This window comes from Sphingobacterium sp. UBA865 (genome assembly GCF_002295765.1).
Lineage (GTDB): Bacteria > Bacteroidota > Bacteroidia > Sphingobacteriales > Sphingobacteriaceae > Sphingobacterium > Sphingobacterium multivorum.
Window position 1 is genome coordinate 79907 of sequence record NZ_DBGB01000031.1, and the last position, 11729, is coordinate 91635.

The following is an 11729-nucleotide window of genomic DNA, read 5'->3' on the forward strand; positions in this document are numbered from 1 at the left end:
GTACCTTGCACAGTAAATCTAAATTTATGCGAAAATACGACGTCAGCAAACAAGAGAAACAATCGATCGACGATATTGTCCAATTTTGGAAGAAAGAGAACTTATTAGATGAGCAAAAAGCGAACGAGCTGATGGATAGTTTAGACGTGAAAAGTTTTGATTGGGGACAACTGGCTAGATATGCCTTTTGGATTGCCTTGGCATCTCTGGTCTTCGCTGTCTTTTCGTTGTTTACAGATGCATCATTCTTGGCCTTTGTGGATACACTCTACGAAGCACCTAATATCCTATTTTGCTTCTTTTTCGCTGCCGTGGCTGTATTATTCTATACGCTGGGTTTTCGGTATAAGAAACGCTATCCTTATAAAAATCTATCCACGGAAACCATGATGCTGATTGGAGTTTTCGGAACTGCGGCCTGTATCGGGTTTATGGGTAAAGTATTGGACAAAGATACGATGCACTATTCGCTGTTATTTTTACTCTCCGTGGCGATTTATGGCTTTCTTGCCGTCAAGCTCGAGAGTAAGCTGATTTGGACGTTTATGCTTTTGGCCTTGGGCGTATGGTTTGCGACCGAGACCGCCTACCATAGCAATTGGGGCTTTAAGTTTTGGGGAATGAATTACCCACTTCGTTTTACCATCTTCGGAGCGCTGCTCACCGCTTTGGCCGTTTGGGTTCAACCGCGGTTCGAACGCCTGCAAATCTTTCAGCCTATCAGTTATATTGTAGGGTTGATCTACCTGATGGTCTCCTTGTGGACCCTTTCTATTTTTGGAAATTATGCTGATTTCTATGAATGGACGACTGTACGTCAATACCATATGTTCTACTGGGGTATTTTATCCACTGCCGTGTCGGTATTCCTGGTTGTCTACGGCTTAAAAGCGAAAGATAACGTCAGCAGAGAAGTAGGCTTTGTATTTTTAGTGCTCAATATCTATACCCGCTATGTCGAGTATCTCTGGGATAATATCAATAGAGCAGTGTTCTTTTTAATTTTGGCCGTGTCCTTTTGGTTTGTCGGCCGTTGGGCAGAGAAATTATGGAACAAACGGAAGGAAGAGATTGCTGGATAACTCTTAAAATTGAATCGTAAATCCGACACCTCTATTCGAACTGATGCTCAGATTAGGATCCAGGCTTAAATATTTGCGGATCCGGGTAATAAAGACATCCATGCTCCTTCCTGTGAAGAAATCTGCATTTCCCCATACTTTTTCAAGGATTTCTTCACGCGTGACAAGCTGATCATTGTGTTGCCATAGAAAGAGGAGAAGTTGGGCTTCACGTTCAGTGAGCTTATATTGTTTCGAAGCATGGCTTAATAATAATTGTTCAGGATGGAATAGATAGCTCCCGATGGCGATCGATTTTGGAGTACTATTTTTCTGATTCCGCTTTAATATATTTTGTATGCGAAGCAATAGTTCCTCGGGATCACAAGGTTTAGTGACATAATCATCGGCACCGATTTTTAGTCCCGTGAGCTTATCTATTTTTTGCTCTTTGGCTGTTAAAAAGATAAAGGGTAAAGTAGGGTATAGTGCATTGATTTCTTTGGCGAGGCTAAAACCACTGATTTGAGGAAGCATAACATCCAGTATAACCAGATCGTAATCGGCTAGCTGCTGGAAATTTTCCGTAAGATCATTGGGCTGTGCTATCCAGTCTATGGCAAATGTGGATAGCTCAAGGTATTGCTTAAGCATAAAACCAAAATCGGGATCGTCTTCAACGAGTAATATTTTATTCATTTTTGTTTTCAGTAGTTGAGTTAATATAAATACTTTAGTCTATGGCCGTCTATTGTCTTTTCACAGCTTATCCTTGTTTTTGGTCATATTTCCGATGATGGGACAAGCGCATGCGGTAGCTGGATTTTAAACGTAGTCCCGACATTGGGTTCGCTGGTTACAGTAAGCTGTCCGTGATAACGATCGACGATTTTTTTTACAAGGAAAAGACCTATTCCCAGGCCTTTGGTGTCGTGAATATTGTCTTTTTGGATGCGGTAAAACTTGTCGAAAATATAGGGTAGCTCGGACTCCTCCATGCCGTAACCGTTATCCTGTATATAAACCGAGAGTTTGCCTTTCTGATCCTCAAAAGAGATATTAATCCAAGTTGCACCATATTTTACGGCATTGTTCATCAGGTTCTGAAATAGTGTTGTCGCATCATTTGGGCTCAGGCATAGTTTGCCGTCAGGCAAGAGACTTAATTGGAATGCAATAGCGCAGTTGGTCAGTTGAAAATCGTCGAAAATAGCTTGTAGTTCTGTGCTTTTAACAGGAGGCTGATCAATAGTTTGAAGATTTTCGTTAAGTGGATCAAGGGTTTGTTCCAAGCGATTTACTTGTCGTTCAATGACGGTTATAATGCTTTCGCCTGTTGATTTCCGAAGTGTTTTAGCAGCAATTTTCAGGGTTGCAATAGGTGTTTTGAGTTCATGTGAAATATTGTCGACGACATCGTGCAGTACGGTGATCTGTTTCTGCTGTTTTCGGAGATTCTGAATGGTTCTATAAAAAAGCCAAAGAAAAGCGGCTAGAATAAATAAGGTGCTCAATAGGAGCGAAGTAAGTTCTTTGAACAATATCCAGTTGAGATTCGTCACCTCAAAGGATGTCTTCCTATGTACAAGAAAGGTATATAAGACCTCTTTGCTCTGGATGCTGTTTTCGATTTTCTGTGTTTCTGTTTTTTCTGTTATCCACTCGCTTGAGGAAAGTTCAACGGGCCGCCGAAAAGCTCCAGACGTTGTGTAGATGGTAATGGGACCCGCTGCGATCTGTTTTTCTAAGCTCTTGAAATAGATGCCCAAAATTTCTTTTTTCAGAATGACATCCATTCCAAGTGGCTGAAATAGACTGTCGACATATTGCGTTAGCCTCTGGGATGTTTTATGGGCGTTTGCATGGTATAACTCCTTTAATTTTTCGGCCGTTATCTCATGTTTAACCAATTTGATGTAGTAATCTCTAGCAATGTCTTTGCTCATTAAATCATCATCAAAAAGCTTGTCATTGTCATGAAGCTTACTTAGCTTACTTTTTACAGTGGCAAAAATATCACGCTGTTTGAGCTGATAGGTATTGTACAATTGATATCCCTGTATGCCAATAAGTACGGCAAAAAATAACGTGAATAGGACGATATAACTTTTGGGTTTCAATTCCATACACAAATATAACTGCTGAGGGCTAAGATAATGTACCTTAACCCAGTATTAACCCTTTATTAACCATTATTTGCCGTCACTATAGACACTTTTGAAGCATAGCATATCAGTATGAAATGGCCGCGATTGTCAAATAGAATAATGCGGATAAGCTATACTAGAATTAAAAGACTAATTATTTGTACATGAAATTGATCCTATTTTTTCTGGCTTTCCCCTTGTTGCTTTCGGCACAGACCAAACAAATCGGGGGGCAAGTACAGGATGCAAACAAAATTGTGCTGGCGGGAGCGACCGTTATGCTATTGGATAGCAACTATCAGGAGATCCGGGAAGTAAAGACGGACCATTTTGGAAAATTTATACTTATGCTGGATCATCCTAGTGGATACTATCTACGGACAAGCTATCTGAACTTCAAGTCTCAGGAACTTTTTTTTCGCAGCGATACCATTTCACGCCCTTTGTTACTTGAACTTATTCCCGAAGCAAAGGTACTTGAAGAAGCGCAGGTCGTGGGTCGAGCTCCCCGATTGATCCGTAAGTTGGATCGCTTAGAGTTCAACGTTCAGAATTCCAATCTTTCAGCATTGAATAGCTGGGATATTTTGAAGCGTACGCCCTTAGTGATGGTGAATGGTGCGGATTTAATGGTCCGTGGAAACAAAAATATTGTTGTCCTCATTAATGACCGAAAAGTGATGCTCACGAGAGACGAACTGAAAGCCTATCTGGAGAATACAGCAGGTAGCGACGTGCAATCGATAGAGGTTATTACCAATCCACCTGCAAAATATGAAGCTGAGGGAAGTACGATTATCAATATTAAACTTTCCAAATCCAACCTATATGGCTATAGAGGCACGGTGGTTGCATTGGCCGAAAAAAGCAGTACCTGGAAGCAACTGTTTGGACTAACCCAGTATTATAAAAATGAAAAATTCAATCTTCGAGGTACGTATAATTTCGGACGAGGGACTTACGCACGCTATGAAACGAATTATGTTTATTATCCAAATGAGCAAACCTCATGGGAAGGTGTCATGGATCGATTTGATACCAATAACAGTCAGAACAGCTATGTGTTTTCGATAGACTATACACCCGATACAACCTGGACGGTTAATGCTGGACTAAATGGATATTATGGACCGAAAACCTATGGGATTTATGAAGTGCCAACCGTTATATACGATAAAAATCATGTACAGGAGTCCAGTTATTTTACCACCAATGATCATCAACGATCGACAAAAACGAATAACCTCTACCTTCAGGTAACAAAGAAGCTTAATTCCAGGTGGAGCATAAATTGGTCATCCTACTTCACTGACAATCATTCGACAAATGATCAAGACGTGCTGACGGCACTGCGATTTAAGGGGGAGGAACCCACATATACCCGATTTATCAGTAATAATGGAAATAAAAATCGGCTTTTTTCTTCCCAGATAGATTTCACCGGAAAAATAAAGAAGCTGGGGCTGGAGTTTGGTGGAAAATTTAGCGATGTGAAAACGACGAGTACCCTTGCTTTCTTTGATGATGAATCAGGAGAGCTCGAGCAAAGGCCTGATAAGAGTAGTGTGTTTGATTACAAAGAACGTAATGTGGCTTTGTATGGCTCATTGGACTATGCCTGGAAAAAATGGAGCTGGAAAGCAGGTCTAAGGGGAGAATATACCGATTTGGAAGGTATTGTATCCGAACCAGCTGATATCAATAAGCGTGATTATTTTGTGCTCTTTCCGACATTTTACATGCAATATGCCTTGACTGACGATCAGCAGTTTGGTTTTTCCTATGGAAAGCGTATTAGTCGCCCAGCATACTCCTGGCTTAATCCGGCTAAGTCCTACTATAATCGCTTTTCCTATTTTCAGGGAGATCCACGTTTAAGGGCGACGATCGTTCATAACCTGAATCTGACCTGGACAAAAAACAACTGGAATATCGATTTATTCTACCGATTTGAGAAGTGGCCGAATATGGAAATTTCCCGCCAAGATAACAACAATCACCAACTTATTTTCCAATATACCAATATCAAGAAAGGACAAGGGGCAGGGATAGACTTAGGAAAGAGTTTTCAGCTGACCGGGCGCTGGGGATTGAATCTGCAGCTAGAGGGGATGTATAACCAGAATTACTTTATGGGTACTGATGACGTATTGCACAAGAATGATGTGTATATCGGCAACGGAAACGTAAGCACCAACTATGTGCTGAATAAGGATGCCGGTTGGAACCTTGAACTGGTTAATACATTTACATCGCCCACGATACAGGGGCCATTTCATATTACAGGGTATTCAAGTACCTATGTGATGACAAATCGAAAATTCTTTAAAAAGAAATTTGAAGTGAATCTCTCATTTATGGACATTTTCAAAACAGAAAAAATGACGATATCATCCAAATATGGTGACCAAAACAACTTTTATAAAGATTACCGCGATACTAGAAAGGTGAATCTGACGCTGCGGTATCATTTTGGAAACCAGAAGGTCAAGAGCAGCAATCAGCCAACAAGAACAGAAGAGCAGAATCGCTTGTAATTCGGTTAATTTTGGCAAAGTCAAATCCTGCTGGAGATTCTATTTCCTTGGTTATATTCTCCATACGCCTGTAAAAGAGAATAAATACCGCATGGATCAAAAACAATAATCCTCCACATGCGATGTGGAGGATTATCAGATGCAAGGAAAGTATTTCTTAGTTTATTTTCAGTGAATACGTGATATTAATACCGCCAGCGGCAAGCATATCGTGTACCGAACAATATTTTTTAACAGCTAATTCAGCTGCTTTGGCTGCTTTTACTTCATCAATTTCACCTTTTAGGAAAAAATTGATGTGAATATCTGTAAAGACCTGTGGAATTTCTTCGCGTCGTTTTCCTTCCACCTCAACCTGGATATCGTCAATTTGCTGGCGTTGTTTTACCAGTATACTATGGAGGTCAAAGACGCTACAAGAACCCAGTGCCATTAAAACCAATTCCATTGGACGAACACCTTTTCCTTCGCCGCCGATAGCTTCTGAACCATCGATGTTGACTTTCACGGGGGATAATTCACTGCTGGCTTCGAAATGCACAGCTTGGTTGACACGGTTTAATTTGATTTTCATCTTATTCTATTTTATTCTTTTTTGCTCGTTTAGGCTGTGGAACGTGAAACGAGTTTTTTTCTGTTCAATCTATACTAAACAAACTTAGATAAATTACCTTTTATATGCAATATAATTGCGTAGTATATAAAAGTAATTTATCGATCTCTCCTCTGCCTATTGAGGAACTTATTTATAGAGGAAATATACAAAAAAGGCAGACGATTATTCGTCTGCCTTTTGTCAGTATGTAGATCACTCTTTATTTTGTGACGGTATCGGGTAGTTTGACACCGCGATATTTCGCTACATCAACCTGTGGAATCTTTGAGCCATATTTAGAATTGATGGCGCTGATAAAGATGTTCGCCATTAGGGCGTTTCCAATTGGTGTTAAGTGAATACCATCTAAAGAGAATGCATTTCCGGTAATGTATTTTGCACTCACCGCTAGTCCGTTGATACGAACACCTCCTTTTACATTATTCAAGAATTCATGCACATCAGCTAAAGCTAGACCTTTTGAATTTGCAGCAGCTTTGATGGCTGCATTATACTCGTTGATGCGTTGTACGACCGTTGCTGTTTCGCTTACATCAAGCACGTATTTGTCTTCCACGGGGTTCAGTGGGTGTAAGCCGTACGGAATTTGTGCCGCATTTGGTTTCCCCAATAATCCTGTTGAAGAGAAAGGGAGCACAAAATAATCTTGATCAGTAGCTGCACGAGGACCTGACTTTGTTGCAATGTAGATATTTGTTACCGGTGTCGGCGGATTTGTTGCATTCACAGCTGCCAATAAAGCAGCACGGGTTACCGTCGTAAAATAAGGTGTTGCTGTTACATCTGGAATTGTTGCTAGTACTCCTTTTTGTCCGCCAGCGGTTAATGTCGTCACATAGTTGCCCAATAATGATGTGAATAGCGCAGTGGAGGTTAATGTTGATGTAGGTCCATCTTCTACGCCACCATTTGTAGCCCAGCCTAATGCATCGTTGTTACCTAGGGCGAAACTAAAAAATGTGTGATTTTGCGCTGTGGAATAAGCAAAATACGTTTTCATTGCATCAGCATCAGGCAGCAAGCGTTCGAAATACATATTTCCAGCCTGTGATCCTATTCCAGCTACAAAAGCCATATCCATACGCATGCCCGGTACACCAAGGTTGTTGATCGGATCGGTATATTTTGTCAATAATTTTGGTGAAGCTGAGCGGTAGGCCAATTTATCCGTTACCTGTGCCGTTACCGGCTGGCCATTGACGAGCGCTGTAAGTGTAATATAACCAGAACCATTGGCTTGATCTTCACTGAAAAACGGCGATTTGAATTCACCACCACCGACTTGCTTTAACTGTTCGGCAATTAAATTTGGATAGGCTACCTTTTGACCTTCCAGATACAGTCCACCATCCGCATACCCAGCAGTCAATGAATTTCCGATGGCAACATATTTTGAAAAATTAAGCGATCCAGCCGAAGGCGTATATTCGTCCAAGGTAGGTTTACATGAGGCGATCGCTAAAAGTGCTAACGCCGCAGCTATATAAAGTTTGTTTTTTTTCATCTTAGTCAAATTTGGCTGTTAATTACCATTTATAGCTTACACCAATACCGGGAGCAAAAATATTTGTCGCATAAGTACCCGAAAGATGACTCTCCACATTGGTTGATTGGCGAGCCACGATGCGCTGGTATGCAAAGGAACCTGTGACGTCAAATTTTGGTGATGGTTTTATTGTAAAACCTCCTGATATCAAATACCTGGTGTTATCTGGTGTCTCCGGATAAACATAAGCACTCTGCTGTACTGGAGTTGCGATCACACCGCCACCTATACGTAATTGCAAGCGGTCGGAAGCAATATATTCCAATCCTGCTTTGACGGATCCTGCTTTATCGTATTTTTTTGGAGAATGCGTATCTTGCAATACCGGCGTATTTTCTTTGTAATCGAAATCTAGCGCCTTATAGATGTCATAATTGATGATTGTTGCATCAAGAGCCATCTTCAATTTCTCCGAAATAGGGAAGGCAACGCCCGCGGCAAATGTGGATGGTAGCGGTAATTCAGCACTGAATTTGTTGCCCGCAGGGAAGTTGCTTGCTACCGATTCAGGCACGTCAAAATTTGCATCTCCATTTTTAAGTTTGGTGACGACTTTAGAGCGGTAACTTACCGATATAGCGAAGTCGTCTTCTAAGTTATAATGAATACCCACGTTATACCCCGTTCCAGTTCCGGTTCCTTTTAGGGTTGCCAGTCCGGCGTGACCGTCCGGATAGAATACCGGAACAGAATTTTCGAGGTCTACGGTACCAACGTTGTATACAAAACCACCCCCAACACTAAAATTTTCAGTCAGTTTGAAACTCAATGTGGGCTGAATATAGATTGCACGTAGCGAAAGGCTGACCAAACTGAATTTACCTACCCAATCTTTCCCCCAATCGACGGCCCCACCGTAAGGTGTGTATACTCCAATACCGGCTTTCCACCAGGAGTTTTTAGGGCCGAATGCAGCAAATAATGAAAAAGGAGTTGAAATCTGATTTCTAGTATGATAAACAACTGTACTGCCGACCTCTTGAAAGGCAGATTTGTACATCACGGCATTACCGGCAACTGAAATAGCGTTATGGTCCATTTTTGCTAAAGCACCCGGACTATAAAAAATGGAAGACTCATCTAAAAAGTAAGCAGAACCTGCTCCCCCCATTCCCACAGCTTTGGGACTTTGTAGATTCACTTGAGATCCTTGTGCAAACAGGAGTGACGGACTTGCACAAAGTATTGAAAATAGCAGTTTCTTCATACTAGTGTTTATTTTTGGTTAACATTCCTCTTTCAAATACAATGCTAACATAATAAATGTTTGACTAAAATTAATAAATGTTGTGTAATATTTTTTTTGCTCGTACCTTTAAGTGCAAGGATACTAAAAATTAAACGATCATATTATATGGCTACAATCACTTTTAAAGGCAATCCAGTAACCACGAAAGGCAGTTTACCACAGGTTGGCGAGCAAGCTCCTGATTTTAAATTAACTGCAGGCGATCTTTCCGATAAGTCTCTTACAGACTTCAAAGGAAAAAAAATTGTATTAAATATTTTTCCTAGTGTAGATACCGGAACTTGTGCCGCTTCCGTACGTGCATTTAATAAAGAGGCTTCTCAGTTGGATAACACTGTGGTGTTATGTATATCGAAAGATTTGCCTTTTGCACAAGGCCGCTTTTGTGCTGCAGAGGGGCTAAATAACGTAGTGACATTATCAGAGTATAAAGATTCAAACTTTTCAGATGCTTATCAATTGGCTATCGCTGATGGACCTTTGGCAGGTTTATTGAGCCGTGTTGTCATCACATTGGATGAAAATGGAAAAGTATTGTACGAAGAGCAAGTCGCAGAAATTGCTGATGAGCCAAACTATGCTGCAGCGATCGCATCGTTGAATTAAGTAGGATGAGAGTGAATAAAAAAAGCCTTTGCTTATGCAAAGGCTTTTTTAGTTAATGTATATTCGCTAACTATTACAAAGCGAACGTTTATTTCGTTTTCTCTAAAGCCTGCAAGATATCGTTGATGATATCTTGTTGATCTTCCAGACCCACAGACAGGCGGATACTGCCCGGTTTGATGCCCAGATTCAAACGTTCTTCTTCCGACAATTTTGAGTGTGTCGTTGAAGCTGGATGCGTTGCGATTGATCTTGAATCTCCTAAATTAGAGGTATATAAAATCATTTCCAAATGATCTACAAAGGCTTTTGCTCGCTCAAAACCACCTTTGACAACAAAGGTTACAATACCGCCACCAGCTTTCATTTGTTTCTTAGCCAGCTCATATTGTGGATGGCTTGGTAAAAATGGATATTTTACATCCTCAATTTCCGCATGATTTTCCAATGCCTCGGCCAAAGCCAATGCGTTAGAACAATGGCGATCCATACGGATGCCCAACGTGTCTAAACTTTTTGATATGATCCAGGCATTGAAAGGCGATAATGCGGGGCCTGTATGACGGATAAAGAACATCAATTTATCGATAAGCTCTTGTTTTCCGACAACAATACCGCCCAAAACACGACCCTGTCCATCCATATATTTGGTCGCCGAATGGATAACCAGGTCAAATCCATATTGAATCGGTTTCTGAAGATAAGGTGTGGCAAAGCAGTTGTCGATCGACAGAATGATATGAGGATATTTCTCCTTGAATTTACCCAACCATTCCAAATCAACCAATTCCAGACCTGGGTTGGATGGCGATTCTAAAAAGATGATTTTCGTATTCGGCTGAATTGCTTTTTCCCATTCTTCGGGATTAGCGGCGTCTACGTAAGTTGTTGTAACGCCCCAACGTGGGAATAGTTCCGTAAATAACTGATGTGTAGAACCGAATATTGCACGTGAAGAGACAATATGGTCTCCACTTTCGATAATTCCTGCAAAGGAGGCAAATACTGCTGCCATACCTGACGCAAAAGACAATCCTGCTTCTGCACCTTCAAGAATACAAACTTTGTTGATGAATTCTGAAGTATTTGGATTAGCATAGCGGGAATAAATCATTGCATCCTCTTCGCCAGCAAAGACCGCCCGACCTTGTTCAGCGCTGTCGAAGATAAAACTTGATGTAAGGTATAAAGGAGTCGAATGTTCGCGAAGTGCTGAACGATCGACCTGTTCACGTATGATTTTAGATTGATCTTGTTTCATGATGTGTAAAGGTACGAGATGAAATTTTTATATTTGTATAATTAGCAATGAAATAACCCATTTTATGAAAAAAATATGGCTTTTGCCTTGTACTATATTCCTAGTGCTTTGCTTTTCCTGTTCAAAGGATGAGGAAGGAACTTTTGAACAAAGACCAATGCAAATTCCGATCTTGTATCTAGAGTCATCTACCGCTGAATTATTTATGTCTAACGTGAACGAAATGAAATTGAGTTATCGTGGGAAACAATTGGATAGCATTATAGGAGGATTTTTAGAGATACCTACCACGAACGGATTTGCCCCCTTTTTTACGGATAAGGTGTACTGGGACGTTCGTGTAAACGGAAATCGGATGATACTTGAAAAAAAGAGTTTTAATAAGGAACTTATATTTTCAGACAGACAGAAGTTATTATTTGAGGGCGGGAAAATTGTCGAACTTATCAATACATAGGTGATTTGCTAAAAGGGGAATACAGCTACGTTGACGAGCAACTCAGGTCCTAAAAAACGTTCTATTTTAATTCAGCGAAGAACCTAGATAGCCTCGTTGTAAGTTATCCTAATTCAGCTTTTAAAACTGTTCAGATATTTAGTGACTATGATGCCAAGCCTAATGAGATCAAAGGAGTTATGGTGCTGGAAGAGTTTCTCCCCCGAGCCTTGTCGACAAACAATTATTTAAGAAAAAATACAGTTTCGA

General features: G+C 40.6%; 10 protein-coding genes. 4 read left to right on the forward strand and 6 right to left on the reverse strand.

All coding sequences use genetic code 11. The features are described 5' to 3' along the window. Nucleotides 1-26: 26 nt before the first annotated feature. Nucleotides 27-1082, forward strand: a complete 1056-nt coding sequence (locus B2O97_RS16375) for a DUF2157 domain-containing protein (protein ID WP_115046472.1) — start codon at nucleotides 27-29, stop codon at nucleotides 1080-1082. A 3-nt stretch (nucleotides 1083-1085) separates the two neighbouring features. On the opposite strand, the gene B2O97_RS16380 is transcribed toward B2O97_RS16375, so the two are convergent. Together B2O97_RS16380 and B2O97_RS16385 are read right to left on the reverse strand one after the other, a co-directional pair. Then, the gene (locus B2O97_RS16380; RefSeq protein ID WP_070570249.1) at nucleotides 1086-1760 is read right to left on the reverse strand and encodes a response regulator transcription factor; all 675 of its coding nucleotides are present in this window, start codon (nucleotides 1758-1760) and stop codon (nucleotides 1086-1088) included. 83 nt (nucleotides 1761-1843) lie between these two features. Continuing rightward, nucleotides 1844-3187 carry a sensor histidine kinase gene (locus B2O97_RS16385; RefSeq protein WP_115046474.1) on the reverse strand — a complete coding sequence of 448 codons (1344 nt, stop codon included), beginning with the start codon at nucleotides 3185-3187 and terminating at the stop codon, nucleotides 1844-1846. A 185-nt stretch (nucleotides 3188-3372) separates the two neighbouring features. Between B2O97_RS16385 and B2O97_RS16390 the strand changes: the two genes are divergently transcribed. Then, a complete protein-coding gene (locus B2O97_RS16390; RefSeq protein WP_115046476.1) occupies nucleotides 3373-5745 on the forward strand; it encodes an outer membrane beta-barrel family protein in 2373 nt (790 codons plus the stop codon). 157 nt (nucleotides 5746-5902) lie between these two features. Here B2O97_RS16390 and B2O97_RS16395 read toward each other — a convergent pair whose 3' ends face one another. From B2O97_RS16395 to B2O97_RS16405, 3 genes are all read right to left on the reverse strand, one after another. Continuing rightward, the gene (locus B2O97_RS16395) at nucleotides 5903-6319 is read right to left on the reverse strand and encodes an OsmC family protein (RefSeq protein WP_070570243.1); all 417 of its coding nucleotides are present in this window, start codon (nucleotides 6317-6319) and stop codon (nucleotides 5903-5905) included. Between the two features lie 241 nt (nucleotides 6320-6560). Then, nucleotides 6561-7865 (reverse strand): SGNH/GDSL hydrolase family protein, encoded by a 1305-nt coding sequence (locus B2O97_RS16400; protein ID WP_046673692.1) that lies wholly within the window; start codon nucleotides 7863-7865, stop codon nucleotides 6561-6563. Between the two features lie 22 nt (nucleotides 7866-7887). Then, nucleotides 7888-9114, reverse strand: a complete 1227-nt coding sequence (locus tag B2O97_RS16405) for an OmpP1/FadL family transporter (RefSeq protein ID WP_115046477.1) — start codon at nucleotides 9112-9114, stop codon at nucleotides 7888-7890. Between the two features lie 147 nt (nucleotides 9115-9261). On the opposite strand from B2O97_RS16405, the gene tpx reads away from it, so the two are divergent. After that, complete coding sequence (tpx, locus tag B2O97_RS16410; RefSeq protein ID WP_115046479.1) at nucleotides 9262-9762, forward strand: thiol peroxidase; 501 nt, start codon at nucleotides 9262-9264, stop codon at nucleotides 9760-9762. 88 nt (nucleotides 9763-9850) lie between these two features. Here tpx and B2O97_RS16415 read toward each other — a convergent pair whose 3' ends face one another. Further along, on the reverse strand, nucleotides 9851-11023 hold the full coding sequence (locus B2O97_RS16415; RefSeq protein ID WP_070570235.1) for a trans-sulfuration enzyme family protein: 1173 nt from the start codon (nucleotides 11021-11023) through the stop codon (nucleotides 9851-9853). A gap of 64 nt (nucleotides 11024-11087) precedes the next feature. On the opposite strand from B2O97_RS16415, the gene B2O97_RS16420 reads away from it, so the two are divergent. Further along, the gene (locus B2O97_RS16420; protein WP_115046481.1) at nucleotides 11088-11480 is read left to right on the forward strand and encodes a hypothetical protein; all 393 of its coding nucleotides are present in this window, start codon (nucleotides 11088-11090) and stop codon (nucleotides 11478-11480) included. The last annotated feature ends 249 nt before the right edge of the window (nucleotides 11481-11729 follow it).

What these genes read in the sequence shown, in the direction of transcription:
- B2O97_RS16375 (WP_115046472.1), top strand. Translation starts at nt 27, where the DNA reads ATGCGAAAATACGACGTCAGCAAACAAGAGAAACAATCGATCGACGAT.
- B2O97_RS16380 (WP_070570249.1), bottom strand. Translation starts at nt 1,760, where the DNA reads ATGAATAAAATATTACTCGTTGAAGACGATCCCGATTTTGGTTTTATG.
- B2O97_RS16385 (WP_115046474.1), bottom strand. Translation starts at nt 3,187, where the DNA reads ATGGAATTGAAACCCAAAAGTTATATCGTCCTATTCACGTTATTTTTT.
- B2O97_RS16390 (WP_115046476.1), top strand. Translation starts at nt 3,373, where the DNA reads ATGAAATTGATCCTATTTTTTCTGGCTTTCCCCTTGTTGCTTTCGGCA.
- B2O97_RS16395 (WP_070570243.1), bottom strand. Translation starts at nt 6,319, where the DNA reads ATGAAAATCAAATTAAACCGTGTCAACCAAGCTGTGCATTTCGAAGCC.
- B2O97_RS16400 (WP_046673692.1), bottom strand. Translation starts at nt 7,865, where the DNA reads ATGAAAAAAAACAAACTTTATATAGCTGCGGCGTTAGCACTTTTAGCG.
- B2O97_RS16405 (WP_115046477.1), bottom strand. Translation starts at nt 9,114, where the DNA reads ATGAAGAAACTGCTATTTTCAATACTTTGTGCAAGTCCGTCACTCCTG.
- tpx (WP_115046479.1), top strand. Translation starts at nt 9,262, where the DNA reads ATGGCTACAATCACTTTTAAAGGCAATCCAGTAACCACGAAAGGCAGT.
- B2O97_RS16415 (WP_070570235.1), bottom strand. Translation starts at nt 11,023, where the DNA reads ATGAAACAAGATCAATCTAAAATCATACGTGAACAGGTCGATCGTTCA.
- B2O97_RS16420 (WP_115046481.1), top strand. Translation starts at nt 11,088, where the DNA reads ATGAAAAAAATATGGCTTTTGCCTTGTACTATATTCCTAGTGCTTTGC.